Origin of the sequence: Albidovulum marisflavi, from assembly GCF_025751435.1 — a bacterium.
Taxonomy (GTDB): Bacteria; Pseudomonadota; Alphaproteobacteria; order Rhodobacterales; family Rhodobacteraceae; genus Albidovulum; species Albidovulum marisflavi.
Window position 1 is genome coordinate 183107 of the sequence record NZ_JAOWKY010000003.1, and the last position, 18990, is coordinate 202096.

The following is an 18990-nucleotide window of genomic DNA, read 5'->3' on the forward strand; positions in this document are numbered from 1 at the left end:
CGTATCGATACCGTGGGCCACCCCGGGTGATGCAGGGCGGCTATCATTCCGTCTTGGCGTCACGGGACGTTGAATCAGGATAGGAAAAGCCCACCTGCCGCTCCAGGTCGAGGTCAAGATTCTCGAGAATGAACGCGCGATCGGCGTCCGAGATCGTCTTCACCTTGCGTTCGGGCGTGTCGGCGAAACGGTTCCACGGCCATCCGAAGCGGCCCTTCGGCACCGTGACCTGCTCAGGCTCCGGCAGGCCGTGCAGGCGCGCGACATCCGTCACGACACCTCCCGGATCAGCGACGATCCGGTCATGCGTCCAATGGACCACCTTGATCCCGCGCTCAGACAGGCCCTGAAGGGCCTGCATTTTCCATCGGCGCAGTTCGAGAAGGTTGATCGGCGGTTTTCCTGTAAGGGGGTGCCTGTCCTGCTGCAGGATTTGACAGTTGAGCGGATCGTCGGTCGCGAGCAGGAATTTCTTGTCGACGACGCTTCGCCACTCGGCTCGGATGAAGTCCGAAAACGGCAGGTCGCAGAGATCAGGTTCGGCGTGCCAGGGCTTTTCGTACATGCTGAGCAACCAGCCAAAGACTTCGCGGTAGACTGCGACGAAGACGACGTCATCCGGCACCGCCAGGAAACTTGGGAACCCGTGCTTCCAACCGAACTCCCGACCATCCCGGACGGGAAGGTTCTGCATGATCAGAGCCTCGGTGAAGTTCGTCCCCGAGCAGCGTTCGCCGATGACCTGCACCTTCGGCTTGCCGAGGCGCCGGAACTCTCCAAGCGTCTGGCGCACTCGAAGGTGGACGTAGGGGCTGAAGATCATCTGGCAGTCTCCGAACGGGTCTCGGGCGGGGCGGCACCTGCCCCGAACAGGGACGGCGCCGCGGTGATTGCGGGGTGTCCGGCCATGATTGCCTGAGCCTTTCTGGAAGCACATGGGGTAGGGTCGTTTTCCGGTAATCCGCGAGCTTGGGCAAGCTGTTGCGGGGAATGCGGGAACTCCTCTGTGATTTTGTTTCCTTGGGCGCACAAGTCTGAGGCATGGCGCGCAATCGTTTAGTAGCGGTGTCAATGCGGCTGGGCGTGTCAGACAGGCGGCTTTTCAAGGCATTGCGCCTGAGCAAGCGCGCTGCGCGGAGTGACGCCGCAGAAGGATTCAGGCTGAATGCGGCCTATTTTATCCGCATTTCTGGTCCCTTATCCCCTAACGGCCCGATGTCCGACCGCTGCCGGGCAGTCAGCGCGCGTCCGGCGAAGGACTTGGCTCAGCGGGGCGCCTCCCTCTGCTGCCGTCGAACCGCGTTGACTCCAGAAAACATTAACCTGAAACATGAACCGTCACGATTGCGTGCCGCAGCCCTGCCGGGGGAGAGCGGGCATTTTGAGTGGAAGTTGCGGATGTTGAATACTCTTCGGGCGGACTATCGACGACACAAGGGGGAAGGTGCGGCTTTCGTCGCGTTGACAACCTATCGTTTCGGCCGCTGGGCATTGAACCTCCGCAATCCCGTCCTGCGATGGTTTCTTTTGAAGGTCTACGGGCTGACGAACATGTTCGTCGCCAATGTGACGAAGATCTGGCTGCCTCCGCAGACCACCATCGGCAAGGATTTCCACATCATCCATGGGTCCGGTTTCCTAGCCGTGCATCCGGACGTCATCATCGGGGACCGCTGCGGCGTAATGCACAACGTCACCATCGGCATGAATATGACGGGCGGGGTTCCGCAGATTGGCGACGACGTGTTCATCGGTGTCAACGCCACGATCCTTGGACCAGTGAAGATCGGCGATCGGACGAGGATCGGTGCGAACACGGTCGTCGTGACTGACGTGCCTGCGGACTCCGTGGTTCAGGCGCCAGCGCCACGCATCTTTCCCAGTCTTTCCATTCAGAGCCTGAAGGCTTCTCGCCCTTCGACCTGAACCGGCTTGCCAGGAGGCACTTCGTGAACGCTCTGACAACGACATTCTACCAGTTGCTGTCCGACAACATCCCTGCTCGTCCGGGCAAGACGGCGCTGGTGGATCCGACCCGATCGATTGACTACGCTAGCCTCGGCGCTGAGGTCGACCGTGTCGCCAGCTATCTGAGCGAGCGGGGCATCGCGCGGGGCGACCGCGTCATCGTTCATCTGCGCAAGAGCATCGAGGAAGTCGTCGCCATGCTGGCCGTTGCCAAGGTGGGTGGTGTGGTCGTGAACGTGAATGCCCAGTGGACGCTTGAGCAGCTTGGTTATGTCGCGGACGACTGCGGCGCGGTCATGGTCCTGACGGACGGACGCACCGCCGCCGCGATGTCGAAGCAGGAGCTTCCGGGGAAGGTGCGCCGCATCCTCGCGCTAGACCTCAAGTCAGAGGCCGAAGGTTTCGACAGCTGGCGTCTTCTCCCCGAAGCGTCGACGCCCGAGGTGCCGGTTCTCGATACGGAACTGGCCATGATCATCTACACCTCCGGCTCCACGGGCCGTCCCAAGGGCGTGATGCTGAGCCACCGCAACATCATCGCCGGTGCGCGCTCGGTGGCGCGATATCTTCGGCTCTCGGAAGACGACCGATTGATCAGCATTCTTGCCTACAACTTCGATGCGGGGCTCAATCAGCTGACGACCATGCTACTGCTCGGCGGGACGGTGGTGCACCAGCCGGTGATCATGCCGACGGAGATCGTGCGCGCCATGGTCAAGCACGACGTCACGGGTCTTGCTGGGGTGCCGCCGCTGATCAACCAGATCGTCCGGCTCTTGCGCGACAACCCCGTCGCATTGCCGTCTCTGCGGCGGGTCACGAACACCGGCGGACGGATCCCGCCCGACATTCTGGATGTCATGCCGGATGTCTTTCCCGGTGCCGACATCTACCTGATGTATGGCCTGACCGAGTCCTTCCGCTCGACCTTTCTTGCGCCCGAGCTGTTCCACGCCAAGAAAGGATCCATCGGCAAGGCGATCCCCGGCGCCGAGGTCTTTGTCATCAAGGAAGGTGTCGGCATCGCCGGACCCGGGGAGCAGGGGGAGCTGGTCCATCGCGGCCCTCTGGTCAGCATGGGCTATTGGGGCCGCCCGGACCTGACCAACGAAAAGATCCGGACCTGCCCGGAGCTGCGCCACCTGATCGGGGAGGAGAAGGTGGTCTACAGCGGTGACATCGTCAGGGTCGACGAAGACGGCGATCTCTGGTTCATCGGCCGCAACGACGCGATGATCAAGACGAGCGGGGTTCGCACCAGCCCCGACGAGATCGAGGATCACATCTACAGCAGCGGCATCGTCGCCGATGCCGTGGCCTACGGTGTCGAAGACGATGACCTGGGACATGCCGTGCATGTCGCCGTCACGCCTCTGGAGGGGTTCGACAAGGATCGCCTGATCGCGCACTGCTTTCGGACGATGCCGAGCTATATGGTGCCCAAGGAGATCAGATTGTGGCGGGAGGCCATGCCGCGGACGTCCAGCGGAAAGCTCGCCCGCCCCGAAATCGTAAAGATCAGCCGAGGCCTGCAGGATTAGACCCTTTGACACCAGAATGAAAGGATAGGACGTGTGTGTGATTGATGCTTCGGGTGGTTCCAAATGAGCATGAAGATGGACGAACTCCTGGAATACCTGACCGGCGTGCTCGAACCCGATGAGCCGATCGAGCCGGAGACGGAACTGTTCTCCTCCGGATTGCTCGACTCTGTCTTGATGATCGGTCTGATCATGTTCATCGAACAGAAATGCGGCATTCAGGTGCGTGCCGAAGACGTAACGCTCGACAACTTCGACACGCCTGAGAGGATCAAGAATTTTGTCGAGAGCGCAAGCTAGGTAGTGACTGGTAACATGTTGGAAGCGCACGAAGATGACGCCGCCCTGGCCCGAGTCGCATCCGATTTCGGGACGCCGGCCTATGTCTACTTCACGGACAAGATCGAGCAGCGGATCGCGGATCTGCGGGCCGCATTCGGGGGGCGCTTCGCGCTGAGCTACGCCGCCAAGAGCAACCCCAACCCCGAGCTTCTGCGCTGGCTTTCGAGCCGGATCGAGAACCTCGACATCTCCTCGATCGGCGAGATGCGGCTCGGTCTTCGGGCCGGCTGGGAGCCGGAGAGGATGAGCTTCACGGGCCCCGGGAAGCGTGACGCCGAACTGGCCGAGGCCATCGGGAACGGCGTGGGCGAGCTGATCGTCGAATCCGTGGACGAGGCGATCCGCGCCGATCGCATCGCGGCCGAGGCCGGCAGTGTCCAACGCATCATGGTCCGCATCGCGCCCGACAGGGTTCCGAAAGGCTTCGGCGACCAGATGGCCGGCAGGCCAAGTGCATTCGGGGTCGACTATGAAGCGATCCACGAGGAGCTTCCGAAGATCCTCGCGCTCAGGAACCTTCGGCTGATCGGGCTTCACATCTACGCGGGAACGCAGTGCCTGGTCCCGGAGGCGATCTGCGAGAATTACCGGATATTCATGAGCATCTTTTCCGATGTCTGCGAGCGGCATGATATCTGGCCGGAGAAGCTTGTCTTCGGATCGGGTCTGGGCGTTCCCTACTTCGAGAACGATGCGCCGATTGACCTGAAGGCCGCCGCGCTTGGCATCCGAAAAGAGATCGACGCTTTCTGTGCGCTTCCCAGGTTCGCCAAGACCGATCTGGCGCTTGAACTGGGGCGCTACCTCGTCGGAGAGGCGGGATATTTCCTGACCGGCATCACCACGATCAAGGAATCGCGCGGAACGCGTTTTGGCATCTGCGACGGCGGCATGAACAACCACCTGCCCGCCTCCGGCAACTTCGGCATGGTGATCCATCGCAATTACCGAATGCATCGGGTCGGCGGGGGAGAGCCCGCGCGAAAGGTCAATCTTGTCGGCCCGCTTTGCACGCCGCTAGACCGGATCGGCGTTGGCGTACAGCTGCCGGAGATCGCAATCGGCGACGTGATAGCCGTGCACAACAGCGGAGCATATGGGCTGACTGCCAGCCCCGTATACTTCATCAGCCACGAGTTGCCGCGCGAAATTCTTATGGAGGGCGGGCAGGCACGGGATGTAACGCGGCAGTTGGGCGATCTGGCGCGGTAACGCGCGGCGGCCTCGCCGTTTCTGGCGCGGATCGCTTCTGTAAGGTTGGAATTGGATGATCTCTGTTCGGCCAGCGTTGTCTGCTCTCGGGATCGGCGCCGCCGATCTGTTCGAGGTCGCGGATGAGCGCTGGGAAATCGCGCCCGCTTGCCCGCGTGAAATCCGGCCGGGGATCGCCCTGTCGGGCCAGTTCGACCGCATTCGGGGGACCGAGTTTCGGACGCTTGAGCAGGTGCAGCGGGAATTGACCGGTGGGTACGTGGAAACGGCCGGACCGACATTCGGCTTTCGCCTGAAGGATGTCGATCTGGTCGATGGCGTGCTCTATTCGGCAAAGGGTATCCGCCACCTGCGCCAGCGCTCGCGATGGCGGCCGACATATGTTGAGCCACAGGAGGTCGCGAGCGGCGCGCTTTACGAAAGCTGGTGGGGCAACAGGTGGTTCGGAAACTGGCTGAGCGACGACTGCCCGCGCTACAGCCTCGCGAAGGAATATGGAAAGCCTGTCTGTTCTTCGCTTGGGTCTTCCGGCCATGTTCCCGACTATGAGGCGCGGCTGGAGATCGCGCCGCTGCGACTGGAAAAGGCGCACTTCCGGGAACTTCTGATGTTCGATGACTTCACCAAGAACGACGAGCGCCGAGGTCGGGCCGAGGCAATGCGCGCGCAGCTCGTGGCGGCTGTCCCGCACGAGTCGCACCCGGGTGTGTTTCTCACGCGCGGAACAACAGGCGAAGCGCGCGTGCTTGCCAACGAAACCGAGATCGCCGCACACTTGGAGTCGCGTCACGGCTTCCGTGTGCTTGATCCCGCCACGTCCACCGTCGAGGCGATCATCGCCGCCTGCGCTGGCGCGAGGGTGGTTGCAGGGGTGGAGGGCAGTCATCTTGTCCACGGTCTCGCCGTTATGCCGCCCGGTTCAGCGCTTTTCGTCATCCAGCCGCCGGCGCGGGTCACCTCGGTCCTGAAGTTCGTCACCGACCGCCAAGGGATGGACTATGCCTATCTCGTGGCCACCGGTCCGGACGAGGCCTTCACCGCGAGCATCGAGGAAGTCGACCAGACCCTCGATCTCTTGATGGCGGGCGGCCACAAGGCTGCTGCCTGGTAGGCGCGGATGCGCGGCATCCCGTTTCGGCATCCAGGACGGGAACCCATGATTTGTCGCCGCGCCTCGTGGCGTTCCGCCCGCAGGGCGTCCGGCTCAGCCGGGTGAGTGGAATCCTTGGCAGGTGGCAAGGGGGCCGCCTTGCCTGCATGACGGCTTTCGCATAATCCCTTGCGCAACCGAAGCCACAGGATGCGAGCCTTTCATGCGCCTTTCCCGCTATTTCCTCCCCGTCCTCAAGGAAAACCCCGCCGATGCGCAGATCGTCAGCCACCGCTACATGCTGCGGGCCGGCATGATCAAGCAGCAGGCGGCTGGCATCTATTCCTGGTTGCCGCTCGGGTTCCGGGTCCTGCGCAGGATCGAGGAAATCGTGCACCAGGAACAGGTGCGCGCAGGCCACATCCCGCTTCTGATGCCGACGCTTCAGCCTGCCGATCTGTGGCGCGAAAGTGGCCGCTACGACGACTACGGCGAAGAGATGCTGCGCATCAAGGACCGCCATGGCCGCGACATGCTGTATGGCCCGACGAACGAAGAGATGATCACCGACATCTTCCGCAGCCACGTGGGGAGCTACAAGGACCTGCCGCTGACGCTTTACCACATCCAGTGGAAGTTCCGCGACGAGGTCCGTCCGCGCTTCGGCGTGATGCGCGGGCGCGAGTTCCTGATGAAGGACGGCTACAACTTCGACGTCGACAAGGAATCCGCGCTGCACGCCTACAACCGCCACATGGTCAGCTACCTGCGCACCTACGAGCGCATGGGCCTTACCGCCATTCCCATGCGTGCGGCCTCCGGCCCGATCGGCGGGGACAACACGCACGAATTCCTGGTGCTGGCGCAGACGGGCGAAAGCGAGGTCTTCTACGACGACCGCGTCACCACGCTGAAGCTTGGCGCGCGCGACATCGACTACGATGACCGCGACCAGGTCGCCAAGGTCTGCGAGGAGTTCACGACGCTTTACGCCCGGACCGACGAAACTCACGACGAAGCCGTGTTCACGCAGGTCCCCGAGGATCATCGCAAGGTGGGCCGCGGCATCGAGGTCGGTCAGATCTTCTACTTCGGCACGAAGTATTCCGAACCCATGGGCGCGGTCGTCGTCAACGACAAGGGCGAAAGGGTGCCCGTCCACATGGGGTCGCACGGAATCGGCGTGTCGCGGCTTCTGGGCGCGATCATCGAGGCCAGCCATGACGACAAGGGCATCATCTGGCCCGAAGGCGTCACGCCCTTCCCGGTCGGCATCGTCAACCTCAAGCAGGGCGACGCGGCGGCGGACGCGGCCTGCGAGGGCCTGTACCTGGCGCTGAAATCCAAGGGGCTTGAGGCGCTGTACGATGATCGCGACGAACGGGCGGGCGCGAAGTTCGCGACGATGGACCTGATCGGCCTGCCCTGGCGCATCACCGTCGGTCCGCGCGGGCTGGCCAACGGCGTGGTCGAGCTGACCTCGCGCCGCACCGGCGAAAGCGAGGAGATGAGTCCCGAGGCGGCGGTCGCCCGCGTGGCCGAGATCTACGCGGGCCGCTGAGGCCCGTACAAGACCTGTCGGGGCGGCCCCCACCTCGGCGGAAAAGCGTCGATGTCGGGTCGAAGGCCGCCTTGACCTTTCGCCTGCGCACCGCCACCTTGCGCCCGCTTTCGCACCGGAGCCCTCATGGCACAGGCCACCCGACCCTTCGCCCCGTTCGAGTTCATGATCGCCTGGCGCTACCTTCGCGCTCGGCGCGCCGAGGGCGGCGTGAGCGTGATGACCTGGATCAGCCTTGTCGGCATCGCGCTGGGCGTAATGGCGCTGGTTGCGACGCTGGCCGTCCGGTCGGGCTTCCGCACCGAATACGTCCAGACGATCCTTGGCGCGAACTCGCACGCCGAGATCGGGGCCTATCCGCAGGCGGTGGAGAACGGTGTCGTCAACATCTCGATCCCCGATTTCGCCGATGTGGCGGCCCGGATCGAGGCGATCCCGGGTGTCACCCGCGCCAATCCGCGCATCGCCGGCTTCTCGATGATCACCTACGGCGATCGCGCAACGGTGGGCGAAGTGCTGGGCGTCGCGCCCGAGGTCTTGGCTGCGCTGCCCACCTTCCGCGGCGCGCCCGAGGCGCTGGGCGATATCGACCGCTTCGAACAGGGCATCGCGATCGGCTCGGGCATCGCGCGGGCGCTTGGGGTCATTCCCGGCGACAAGGTCAAGCTTGTCCAGCCGAACGGGGTCAAGACCGCGTTCGGAACCTCGCCGCGCGTCAATGTGTACGAAGTCACCTACATCTTTTCCGTCGGACGGGCCGACGTGGACAGCGCCCGCATCTACATGCCCTTCGAAGAAGCGCAGAGCTTCTTCAACCGCGAGGGCGTCGCCGACCAGATCGAGATTTTCGTCGACGATCCCGAGGGCATCGACGACCTTGTGCCGGAGCTTCTGCAGGCCGTCGGAAACGGGCGCTATGTCTGGACCTGGAAGGATCGCTCCTCTGCCTTTCTCGCGGCGCTGTCGATCGAGGATGACGTGATGTTCGTCATCCTGTCGCTGATCGTGCTGATCGCGACGATGAACATCACCTCGGGTCTTGTCATGCTGGTCAAGAACAAGGGCCGCGACATCGGCATCCTGCGCACCATGGGTCTGACCGAGGGGTCGATCCTGCGTATCTTCTTCCTGTGCGGCGCCTTCGTGGGCGTGATCGGGACCATCGCGGGGGTGATCCTGGGGTGCCTGATCGCCTGGAATGTCGACGGCATCATGTCGGCGGTGAACTGGGCGACCGGGGGCGGGGCCTGGGATCCGTCGATCCGGGGCATCTACCGGCTTCCGGCCGAGCTGCGCGGCTGGGACGTTTTCCGCGCCGTCGCGCTGTCCTTGAGCCTGTCCTTCATTGTCACCATCTTTCCCGCCCGGCGCGCGGCGCGCATGAACCCGGTGGAGGCGCTGCGGTATGAGTGACGTGGTCCTGGATCTTCACGGCATCGAAAAGACCTACAACCTGGGGCTGCCGAGCCAGGTCGAGGTGCTGCGCGGGCTGGACCTGCGCGTGGCGGCGGGCGAGGTCGTGGCCCTTGTCGCGCCCTCGGGGGCGGGCAAGTCGACGCTTCTGCACATCGCCGGGCTTCTTGATGCCGCCGACGCCGGGACGGTCAGCATCGCAGGCCGCCAGATGTCCGGTCTGTCGGACCGCGCCCGGACCGAGGCGCGGCGGCGCGATGTCGGCTTCGTCTACCAGTTCCATCACCTGCTGCCGGAATTCTCGGCGGCTGAAAACATCGTCCTGCCGCAGCTCGCCAATGGCGTCGGGCGCAAGGCGGCAGAGGACCGCGCGGCCGAACTTCTGGACATGGTGGGTATCGCCCCACGGGCTGGCCACCGCCCGGCTGCCCTGTCGGGGGGCGAGCAGCAGCGCGTGGCCTTTTGCCGGGCTCTTGCCAACAGGCCGAAGCTTCTTCTGGCGGACGAACCGACCGGAAACCTGGACCCCGAAACCTCTGACCGGGTGTTCGCGACGCTTCTGTCGCTGGTGCGTGAAACCGGGCTGGCAGCGTTGATCGCGACCCACAACCTGGACCTTGCCCGCCGGATGGACCGGATCGTCAGGCTGGAGGCCGGCGGGATCATCTGATCCGGATCAAGGCGCAAGGGGGGGCGAACGCGCGACACTGGCAGCGAACCAGCCCGGAGATCCGTCATGCGCATCGTGTCCTTCTGCCTAGCCCTGCTTGCCGCTTTGTCCGTGGCGCCGCCCGCCGCGGCGCAGGAAAACGCCCTGGGCCGGGAGATATTCGTCGGCGCCTGCGCGGGCTGCCACGGCGCGGATGGAACCGGGAACGGCCCGATGTCAGAGCTTCTGACCGTGCCCGTGCCGGACCTGACCGGAATCTCCGAACGCGAGGGCGGAAGCTTTCCATGGCTGAGGGTCGTGCATGTCGTCGACGGCCGCACCGGCTTGCGCGGTCACGGCGGGCCGATGCCCATCTTCGGCGCGCTTTTCACGGGCGACACGGTTGCGGCGGACGGCCCCGAAGGCGCGCCGGTCATCACCTCGCAACGCGTTCTGGATGTGGTGGACTACCTGATGGCGATCCAGCGCTAGGCTTTCTGGCAGAGGAAGACGCCGATCGCCATGAGGCATAGCCCCGCGATCCGCATCGGGCCCACGGTTCGGACCGCTGCACCGAACAGGCCGAACTGGTCGATCAGCGTGGCCGAGATCAACTGGCCAAGCAGCACGAAGAAGATCGCGTTGCCTATGCCGAAGCGCGGCGCGACCCAGGTGATGGACAGGACATAGAAGGCGACAAGCAACCCCGCCAGCAGAAGATGCCGGGGCTGTGCCGGAATCAGCGCGACCTTGGCCAGGCTTCCCGTCGTGCCCGTTACCAGCAGGGCGGCAAGGCAGGCCACGACGAACAGCACCGAAGCCGCCGCCGCGGGCGATCCGATCCGTGCCCCAAGCTGGGCGTTGAGCGCGGCCAGAACCGGGATGCCGATGCCCGCCGACAGCATGATGAGCGCGTAGCGAAAGCTGTCGGCCATGTTTGAACTCCGTTTCGTCCGGTCAGACCCTAGGGTTGCGTCCGGCCCTTGTCACGGCCTGATTCAGATCATATTGCCTTGGCCATGGCGCAAGTATCGTCGATACCGATACCCACGGGAGGAAGGACATGAAGCTTACAGTCGCTCTGCCAGTGGTCACGCTTGCGATCCTCGGTGCCTGCGCGCCGGAACAACAGGTGTCGGGACGGTCGCTCTATCTTGATTATTGCGCCTCCTGCCATGGTGTCGGCGGCAAGGGCGACGGTCCGGCGGCAGAGGGCCTTGGCAAGATGCCTGCGGACCTGACCCGGATCGCGGCGCGGAACGGCGGCGTCTTCCCGAAGGTCAGGGTCATGTCCACCATCGACGGCTACACACGGCGCGGGGATCGGTCTTCGGTCATGCCGGAACTGGGTGTCGTGCTGCAGGAGGGGCCCCTTGTGCTGGTCGACACCGGCGACGGGGTGATGACGCCGACGCCCGTGAACCTTGTGGCCTTGGCCGATTACCTGGAAAAGCTGCAAAACTAGCGGCAGAGGCTGGGCGGCCTTGACTCCCCCGGCGCGGGCTGTATAAGCCGCCCGTCCCGGGACGAAGTGCCCGGGCAATTCATTTGGTGTTGGTGGCCCCCGCAAGGGGAATCCTGTCGCCCGAAAGGGAAAGGACAACGCCCTTCATGGCCGCCACGCGCGGCGCACTATGCGAAGGAGATCAGCGGTGACCAAACGCACCTCTGCCAAGTACAAGATCGACCGCCGGATGGGCGAAAACATCTGGGGTCGTGCGAAATCCCCGGTCAACAAGCGTGACTACGGCCCAGGCCAGCATGGTCAGCGCCGCAAGGGCAAGCTGTCGGACTTCGGCACGCAGCTGCGTGCCAAGCAGAAGCTCAAGGGCTACTACGGCGATCTGACCGAAAAGCAGTTCCGCCGCATCTACTCGGAAGCCGAACGCGTCAAGGGCGACACCGGTGAGAACCTGATCGGTCTGCTCGAGCGCCGCCTGGACGCCGTCGTCTACCGCGCCAAGTTCGTGCCGACCATCTTCGCCGCGCGCCAGTTCGTGAACCACGGCCATGTGACCGTCAACGGCAAGCGCGTGAACATCGGTTCCTACCGCGTCAAGGAAGGCGACGTCGTCGCCGTCCGTGACAAGTCGCGCCAGCTCGCCCTCGTGCTCGAGGCCGTCGGCCTTGCCGAGCGTGACGTGCCCGACTACATCGAGGCGGATCACAACAAGATGACCGCGACCTTCGTGCGCACGCCGGCCCTGGGCGACGTCCCCTACGCCGTGCAGATGGAACCGCACCTCGTCGTCGAATTCTACGCGAAGAACTGATCTTCGCCATGTTCAGGAAAAGGGCCGTCCTTCGGGGCGGCCCTTTTTCTTGGCGCGCTGGTGCCATGGGCGGACGGGGCGGGCAGGCCCACCTTGGTCCGCAATGCCTGGTGGCGCGCGGCGGTCGGCGCGCGCGAAGGGCGCAAAGTCTGCAACACTTGGGCCTTGGCGCGATGGCACCTGGCGTTCGGGTCTGGCCTATGCGGGCGGCGCCCGATAGAAAGCGCCCGAACTTGCGGAGTCGCTGCCATGACCGATCCGATCCGCCCGCAGCCGGGCATTATGGACATTGCCCTGTACGAGGGCGGTGCGGCGCATGTCGCGGGCATCAGCGACGCGATCAAGCTCAGTTCGAACGAAAACCCGTTTGGCCCGTCGGACAGGGCGAAAGAGGCGTTTCAGCGCGCCGTGCACAAGCTGCACCGCTACCCCAACACCGACCATGCCGCGCTGAGGCAGGCGATCGGCGATGTGCACGGACTTGACCCCGAGCGGATCATCTGCGGCGTGGGCTCGGACGAGATCATCCACTTCCTGTGCCAGGCCTATGCGGGTCCGCGCGACGAGGTGCTTTTCACCGAGCACGGGTTCCTGATGTACCGCATCTCTGCCATGGCGGCGGGCGCGACGCCCGTATCGGTCCCCGAGCGTGAGCGGACGACGGATGTGGACGCCCTGCTCGCAGCCTGCACGCGGCGCACGAAGCTGGTGTTCATCGCCAACCCGAACAACCCGACCGGCACCATGATCGGCCCGGCCGAGGTCGAGCGTCTGGCAGCCGGCCTGCCGAAACAGGCGATCCTGGTGCTGGACGGCGCCTATGCAGAGTATGTCGAGGGCTTCGACGGCGGCGCGGACCTTGTCAACCGCCGCTCCAACGTCTTCATGACGCGGACGTTCTCAAAGATCTACGGGCTTGGCGGGCTGCGTATCGGCTGGGGCTATGGACCCAGGTCCATCATCGACGTCCTTAACCGCATCCGCGGGCCGTTCAACCTGTCGACCGCGCAGCTTGATGCCGCCGAAGCGGCCGTGCGGGACCGGGATCACGTCGACCGCTGCCGCGCGGAGAACACCCGGTTGCGCGCCTGGCTGGCCGAGGCGCTGGCCGAACGCGGCGTGCCCTCGGATACATCGACGGCGAACTTCATCCTTGCGCGCTTCGTCGATGAGTCCGAGGCAGCCGCCTGCAACGAATACCTGCAGAGCCAGGGCCTGATCGTGCGGCGTGTTGCGGGCTACGGTTTGCCCCATTGCCTTCGCATCACGATCGGCGACGAAGCTTCCTGCCGCCGGGTGGCGCATGCCATCGGCCAGTTCAAGGGGCAGAAATGAGCCGTCCCATCTATGACCGCGTGGCGCTGATCGGACTTGGACTGATCGCGTCCTCGATGGCGCACGCAATGAAGAAGTGGGGGCTGGCGGGCTCGGTCGCCGGACACGCGCGCACCGCCGAGACCCGCGCCGCCGCTCTGGAGATCGGGTTTTGCGACGAGGTCTTTGAAACCGCGGCCGAGGCCGTCAAGGGCGCCGACCTGGTCGTTCTGGCGGTGCCGGTGGGCGCGATGCGCGCGGTGGCCGAAGAGATCGGTCCGCATCTGAAGCCCGGCGCGACAGTCACCGACGTGGGTTCGGTCAAGCAGGCGGTGGTCGCGGCGGTTGCCCCCCATGTCCCGGAAGGGGTCCATTTCGTTCCCGGCCACCCGCTGGCCGGCACCGAACATTCCGGCCCGCATTCAGGCTTCGCGACGCTTTTTCAGAACCGCTGGTGCCTTCTGGTGCCCGCAAACGCGGATCCCGAGGCGGTCGCGCGCCTGCGCGCGCTGTGGGAGGGGATGGGCTCCTACGTCGACGAGATGGATGCGGCCCACCACGATCTGGTCCTGGCCGTGACCAGCCACACGCCGCACCTGATCGCCTACACGATGGTTGGCGTGGCCGACCACCTGAGCCGCGTGACCGAGAGCGAAGTCATCAAGTACTCTGCCGCGGGCTTCAGGGATTTCACCCGCATCGCGGCCTCGGACCCGACGATGTGGCGTGACGTGTTCCTGACCAACAAGGAGGCGACGCTGGATATCCTCGGCCGCTTCACCGAGGAACTGTTCGTGCTTCAGCGCGCCATCCGGATGGGCGACGGGCAGCATCTGCATGACTATTTCACGCGCACGCGTGCCATCCGGCGCGGCATCATCGAGGCCGGGCAGGACACTGCCGCACCGGATTTCGGGCGCACGAAATCTGCAGGCGACTAAAGACGCGGCGCGGGTCCAAGCGGGAACGGGCCAAGATAGACCATTCCCTGCCGCAGGTCGAAGGGCAGGCTGACGCTGTCGGGGTCCGCCGAATTGCGCGCCACTCCCTCGAACATGCGTTCCAGGTTCGAGGCATCGACTGATGACAGCAGGCCCAGCGTCCTGGCGCCCGCGAGCATCTGCCGCCACTCGGTCAGCTTGACCGTCAGCTTTCCTTCGGGTGTGCCTGAGGCGGTGACCTCGACCGTTCCCTCTGCCTCGATCCGCATCGGTCCCCAGATGATCCGCGCCGACGAAATCTCTGCGCGCGAAAGCCGGGGCGGCGTTTCCCCGGCGAAACGGTCGATCGGTCGATCGAAGCTGAGCGTCGCGTCAAGGTAGGCGCGATCGATCGTGGCGGGGACGTCGGCGCCGGTTTCAAGGCCTGTCAGATCGGTATCCATCACATCGACGCCAATCCGATGCGTCCGGCCGTCTTCTTCCGTCGCCTGGCTGGCAACTCGGGCCTCTCGGGCCTTTGCGAACCAACCGGAGGCGGCCAGTGAGGGCGCCTTTACCACCATCTGTGCATGGTCAAGCGGCAGCTTCGTCTCGGTTCCGAAAAGCGCGGAGGCCCGCATGTCTTCGGCTTTCAGTTCGATCCGCTGTCCCGCCACGGTCAGGCTTTGTTCGTTCGGCCAGACCGCTATGATCTGGTTGGGCCTGTAGGACAGCGCGAAGACCTGCAGAAACGGCGCGGTCCATCTGATGTCCCGGCCGCGCACCTCGGGTGCCTCGACCGTCAGGTCGAAGCGCGAGGGGAAGCCGACCAGTCCGACCGAGGCGTAGTTGACCTGCCCTTGGGCCCGAAGCTGGGTCAGCGCCGACTCGACCCCTGACAGGACGGCGCGCGAACCCACGAACCAGTACCCCCCGTAGAGAGCCGCCAGAACGACGGTGAGTGACAAGAGCTTGCGCATTCTGCGCCCCCGTGGGTCTTTCCTGAGACTTGCAGATGGTGTTTACAGGCCCGGCGGGAAAGGGGCCAGAGCATGAACGTGAACAGCCTGTGGGTCTTCGGCTATGGATCGCTTATCTGGGAGCCGGGTTTCCCCTATACCGAACGCGTCGTCGCGCGGCTTTCGGGATGGCACCGGTCGTTCTGCATGCGCTCGATCCACCACCGCGGCACGCCGGAGGAGCCGGGCCTGGTGCTGGCGCTTGACGCGGCCGAAGGGGCGCACTGCGACGGCGTCGCGTTCGCCGTTGCCGACGATCACGCCGAGGCCACGATTGCCTATCTGCGCGAAAGGGAACTGGTCTCTGCGGCCTATCTGGAACGAACCGTTCCGCTCTTGCTGGCCGACGGACGCGCGGTCGAGGCATTGGCCTTTGTCATCGACCCCGATCATGTCCAGTATTGTGGTGGCCTCGAGCTTGAGGAGCAGGCGCGGATCATCGCCCGGGCCGAGGGCGGACGTGGGCGCAACAGCGACTACCTGTGGAATACCGCCGCGCATCTTGTCGAGCTTGGGCTTGCCGATCCGGACCTTGACTGGCTGGCAGACCGCGTGCGCGCGCATCTGGCGGGTGACGCAAGGCGGTGACGTCGGGGCCGGGGCCTCGCATCGCGGGCTTGGCACGCTGCGCGGCCCCGCCTATTGTCGGCCCGACAGAACGGGGACCGCACCAAGATGATCAAACCCGCGCGTGAGGCCGAGCCGCTATTTTCGCAACCCGTCCGCCAGGTCGTGATGATGCTGATCGTCATCGGGCTTGTCGGCGCGGGCGCATATCTGGCCTTCGCGCGGATATCGCCGATCTTTCTGGCCAACCCCTATCTCAACGGCCTGATCCTGGGCGTGTTCGTCCTGGGCGTGTTGACCTGTTTCTGGCAGGTGGTGCAGCTGGTCCAGTCGGTCAGCTGGATCGAGGGCTTCGCCGCCAACCGTCCTGGGCACGAGGTGACCGTGCCGCCACGCATGCTTGCGCCGCTCGCCGCCCTTTTGCGCAGCCGCACCGCCCGCAGCAGCCACATATCGAACTCTTCCGCCCGATCGATCCTGGAGTCGGTTTCCGCGAGGATCGACGAGGCGCGCGACATCACGCGCTATCTGATCAACCTTCTGATCTTCCTTGGTCTGCTCGGGACCTTCTACGGGCTCGCGACGACGGTCCCCGCCGTCGTCGACACCATCCGCGCGCTTGCCCCCCACGAGGGCGAGACCGGGATGCAGGTTTTCGACAAGCTGATGACGGGTCTCGAGGCGCAGCTGGGCGGCATGGGCACGGCCTTTTCCTCGTCGCTTCTCGGCCTGGCCGGGTCGCTTGTGGTGGGGCTGCTCGAACTGTTCGCAGGGCACGGCCAGAACCGCTTCTATTCGGAGCTTGAGGATTGGCTTTCCTCGTTCACCCGCCTCAGCCTTGCCGGGTCGGACGGCGAAGGCGGGGTCGACGGCGCGGGGTTGGCGGATGTCATCGACCAGATGGCCAACCAGGTCGAGGCGCTGACCGACCTGTTTTCCCAGGCCGAGGCCGGGCGCATCCGCACGGATGACGCGCTTGTCCAGCTTGCGCAGGCGGTTCACATGATGGCAGAGCGCAACGAGACCGCGGCGGGTTCGGGTGCGGCGCTGGACCGGATTGCCGCCGGGCAGGACAAGATCGTGCAGGGGCAGGACAAGCTTGTCTCGATCATGGAAAAGGGCGCTGCCGAGCCCGCGGTCGACGGCAGCGACGCAGAGGCGAGGATGCGCCTGCGTTCGATCGACGTGCAGCTTCTGAAGATCCTGGAAGAGGTCGCGGCAGGCCGTCAGGAAGCGGTCGCGGAGCTTCGTTCGGATCTTGCGCAGCTGACGCGCGCCGTACGCTCGCTGGTTCGCATCGAACCGTCGGCCCCACCCAGGAAGGACTAGGCCATGGCGCAGTCGAACGGCCGCGGCGGGCAACGGTTCTCGACCAACATATGGCCCGGTTTCGTCGACGCGATGACGGCGCTTCTGATGGTGCTGATGTTCGTGCTGACGATCTTCATGATCGTGCAGTTCACCTTGCGCGAAACGATCAACACGCAGGATGACGAACTTGCGGAACTGACCGACCAGCTCACGGGGCTGGCCGACGCGCTTGGACTGGAACGCGACCGCACCGCCGCCTATCAGGTGCAGGTGCAGGGGCTGAACGCGGATCTGGCCGCCGCGCGGACCGAGGCCGACCGCCAGTCCGCGCTGATCGCAACCCTGACCCGCCAGGTAGAGGATACGACCGCCGATCTGGCCGAGGCGACCGCCAGAGTCACCAGCTTCGAAGCGCAGGTGGCCTCGCTTCTGTCCGAACGAGACAGTGCGCGCGCCCAGGTCGCAGACCTGACGCAGGCACGCGACAAGCTTCTGTCCGACCAGGAGGCGCTGAACCTTGCCCTTGCCAAGGCGCGCGACGAGGTCGACGCGCAGGCAGAGGCAGCCCGGCTTGCCGCTGCCCGGCGCGAGGCGCTGAACGCCCTGATCGCCGACCTGCGCGCACGCGCCGCCGCGCAGGGGCAGGAGCTGGCCGCGGCCCAGGACAGCCTGTCCCAGGCCGAAAAGGAGAGGCTCGCCGAGGCCGCCGCGGCCGAGGCGTTGCGCGACCGCCTGCGGAATTCCGAAAGCGAGCTGACGGCGATGACGCTGGCGCTTGAGGAAAAGCGCAGGGAGGCTGAGGAAACCCTGACCCTGCTTGCCGCCGCGCAGGGCAGGGACGCCGAGGGCCAGACCGAAGCCGAGCGCAAGGCCGCCCTGCTGGCGACGGCGGAATCCGAGCTGGCGAAACAGAAGGAGGTTTCTGCCTCGGCGCAACGGCAGGTGGCGGTTCTAAATCAGCAGCTTGCGGCGGTGCGTGGGCAGCTTGGCGCGCTTCAGGCGCTTCTGGATGCCGCGGCGGACCGCGACGCCGAAGCGAAGGTGCAGATCGAGGCCCTTGGCAGCCAGCTGAATTCCGCCTTGGCCCAGGTCGCCTCCGAGCAGCGCCGCAGGGCCGAACTGGAAGAGGCGGAGCGGCTTCGGCTTGAGGAAGAGGCGAAGTCCTTGCGCGACGAGGCCAAGCAACTGTCGCGCTACCGTTCGGAGTTCTTCGGCAAGCTTTCCGAGGTCCTGTCGGGCCGGGAAGGTGTGCGGGTGGTCGGCGACCGTTTCGTCTTTTCCTCGGAAGTGCTTTTCGAAACCGGATCGGCGGAACTGTCCTCCGAAGGACGCTCTCAGATCGCCGGCGTCGTGTCGATCTTGCGCGACATCTCGGACCAGATCCCGTCTGCGATCGATTGGATCGTCCGGGTGGACGGGCATACCGACAATGTTCCGATATCCAGCGGCGAGTTTCGCGACAACTGGGAGCTGAGCCAGGCGCGTGCGTTGTCAGTCGTGCGCTACATGCAGGATGACCTTGGATTCCCGCCCGAGCGCATGGCCGCGACAGGGTTCGGCGAATATCGTCCCGTCGCCGAGGGTGACACCCCGGAAGCGCGCGCGCAGAACCGTCGCATCGAACTTAAGCTGACCGAGCGGTAGCACAAGGCCGGACGCGCGCCGTGCTAGAGTGTCGCCGATCCGCCGCTGACCGGCAATCGGGCCGACATGCGACGCCGGATCGAAGCGGGGGCAAGCCCATGTCGACAAGGTTCATCGTTTCGGTGGACGGCGTGCCACAATCGCCGTCACCGATCAGCAATGCCGT

At 65.0% G+C, this 18990-nt stretch carries 19 protein-coding genes; 16 read left to right on the forward strand and 3 right to left on the reverse strand.

Annotated features, from left to right (window positions below):
- Positions 1 to 43 precede the first annotated feature (43 nt).
- A complete protein-coding gene (locus OEW28_RS12730; protein WP_263735145.1) occupies positions 44 to 823 on the reverse strand; it encodes a hypothetical protein in 780 nt (259 codons plus the stop codon).
- A gap of 218 nt (positions 824 to 1041) precedes the next feature.
- Between OEW28_RS12730 and OEW28_RS12735 the strand changes: the two genes are divergently transcribed.
- The 9 genes from OEW28_RS12735 to OEW28_RS12775 all read left to right on the forward strand — a co-directional run bounded on the left by OEW28_RS12735 (position 1042) and on the right by OEW28_RS12775 (position 10268).
- The gene (locus OEW28_RS12735; protein WP_263735146.1) at positions 1042 to 1926 is read left to right on the forward strand and encodes a serine acetyltransferase; all 885 of its coding nucleotides are present in this window, start codon (positions 1042 to 1044) and stop codon (positions 1924 to 1926) included.
- 23 nt (positions 1927 to 1949) lie between these two features.
- Entirely contained in the window at positions 1950 to 3509 is a 1560-nt protein-coding gene (locus tag OEW28_RS12740) for an AMP-binding protein (RefSeq protein ID WP_263735147.1), read from the forward strand.
- 75 nt (positions 3510 to 3584) lie between these two features.
- Entirely contained in the window at positions 3585 to 3809 is a 225-nt protein-coding gene (locus OEW28_RS12745) for an acyl carrier protein (protein WP_263735148.1), read from the forward strand.
- 15 nt (positions 3810 to 3824) lie between these two features.
- Positions 3825 to 5063, forward strand: a complete 1239-nt coding sequence (locus tag OEW28_RS12750) for a type III PLP-dependent enzyme (RefSeq protein WP_263735149.1) — start codon at positions 3825 to 3827, stop codon at positions 5061 to 5063.
- Between the two features lie 55 nt (positions 5064 to 5118).
- Positions 5119 to 6174, forward strand: a complete 1056-nt coding sequence (locus OEW28_RS12755) for a glycosyltransferase 61 family protein (RefSeq protein WP_263735150.1) — start codon at positions 5119 to 5121, stop codon at positions 6172 to 6174.
- A gap of 202 nt (positions 6175 to 6376) precedes the next feature.
- Positions 6377 to 7714 carry a proline--tRNA ligase gene (gene proS, locus OEW28_RS12760; RefSeq protein WP_263735151.1) on the forward strand — a complete coding sequence of 446 codons (1338 nt, stop codon included), beginning with the start codon at positions 6377 to 6379 and terminating at the stop codon, positions 7712 to 7714.
- Positions 7715 to 7840: 126 nt separating this feature from the next.
- Positions 7841 to 9127 carry a lipoprotein-releasing ABC transporter permease subunit gene (locus tag OEW28_RS12765; RefSeq protein ID WP_263735152.1) on the forward strand — a complete coding sequence of 429 codons (1287 nt, stop codon included), beginning with the start codon at positions 7841 to 7843 and terminating at the stop codon, positions 9125 to 9127.
- Positions 9120 to 9797, forward strand: a complete 678-nt coding sequence (locus tag OEW28_RS12770) for an ABC transporter ATP-binding protein (RefSeq protein WP_263735153.1) — start codon at positions 9120 to 9122, stop codon at positions 9795 to 9797. Before OEW28_RS12765 ends, OEW28_RS12770 begins: the two co-directional genes overlap by 8 nt.
- A gap of 66 nt (positions 9798 to 9863) precedes the next feature.
- Entirely contained in the window at positions 9864 to 10268 is a 405-nt protein-coding gene (locus tag OEW28_RS12775; RefSeq protein WP_263735154.1) for a c-type cytochrome, read from the forward strand.
- On the opposite strand, the gene OEW28_RS12780 is transcribed toward OEW28_RS12775, so the two are convergent.
- Complete coding sequence (locus tag OEW28_RS12780; protein WP_263735155.1) at positions 10265 to 10711, reverse strand: DMT family transporter; 447 nt, start codon at positions 10709 to 10711, stop codon at positions 10265 to 10267. The genes OEW28_RS12775 and OEW28_RS12780 overlap by 4 nt on opposite strands.
- Before the next feature lie 128 nt (positions 10712 to 10839).
- Here OEW28_RS12780 and OEW28_RS12785 point away from each other — a divergent pair, with 128 nt between their 5' ends.
- From OEW28_RS12785 to OEW28_RS12800, 4 genes are all read left to right on the forward strand, one after another.
- Positions 10840 to 11241, forward strand: coding sequence for a c-type cytochrome (locus OEW28_RS12785; RefSeq protein ID WP_263735156.1), 402 nt, complete (start codon positions 10840 to 10842; stop codon positions 11239 to 11241).
- A gap of 187 nt (positions 11242 to 11428) precedes the next feature.
- A complete protein-coding gene (rpsD, locus tag OEW28_RS12790) occupies positions 11429 to 12049 on the forward strand; it encodes a 30S ribosomal protein S4 (RefSeq protein ID WP_263735157.1) in 621 nt (206 codons plus the stop codon).
- 249 nt (positions 12050 to 12298) lie between these two features.
- Complete coding sequence (gene hisC / locus OEW28_RS12795; protein ID WP_263735158.1) at positions 12299 to 13384, forward strand: histidinol-phosphate transaminase; 1086 nt, start codon at positions 12299 to 12301, stop codon at positions 13382 to 13384.
- A complete protein-coding gene (locus OEW28_RS12800) occupies positions 13381 to 14304 on the forward strand; it encodes a prephenate/arogenate dehydrogenase family protein (protein ID WP_263735159.1) in 924 nt (307 codons plus the stop codon). The genes hisC and OEW28_RS12800 overlap by 4 nt, the downstream gene beginning before the upstream one ends.
- Here OEW28_RS12800 and OEW28_RS12805 read toward each other — a convergent pair.
- Positions 14301 to 15263 (reverse strand): DUF2125 domain-containing protein, encoded by a 963-nt coding sequence (locus tag OEW28_RS12805; protein WP_263735160.1) that lies wholly within the window; start codon positions 15261 to 15263, stop codon positions 14301 to 14303. The genes OEW28_RS12800 and OEW28_RS12805 overlap by 4 nt on opposite strands.
- A gap of 72 nt (positions 15264 to 15335) precedes the next feature.
- Between OEW28_RS12805 and OEW28_RS12810 the strand changes: the two genes are divergently transcribed.
- From OEW28_RS12810 to OEW28_RS12820, 3 genes are all read left to right on the forward strand, one after another.
- Positions 15336 to 15890, forward strand: a complete 555-nt coding sequence (locus OEW28_RS12810) for a gamma-glutamylcyclotransferase (RefSeq protein WP_263735161.1) — start codon at positions 15336 to 15338, stop codon at positions 15888 to 15890.
- 87 nt (positions 15891 to 15977) lie between these two features.
- Complete coding sequence (locus OEW28_RS12815) at positions 15978 to 17198, forward strand: biopolymer transporter ExbB (protein WP_263735162.1); 1221 nt, start codon at positions 15978 to 15980, stop codon at positions 17196 to 17198.
- A 3-nt stretch (positions 17199 to 17201) separates the two neighbouring features.
- Positions 17202 to 18824, forward strand: a complete 1623-nt coding sequence (locus OEW28_RS12820; protein ID WP_263735163.1) for a peptidoglycan -binding protein — start codon at positions 17202 to 17204, stop codon at positions 18822 to 18824.
- Positions 18825 to 18990: the final 166 nt, after the last annotated feature.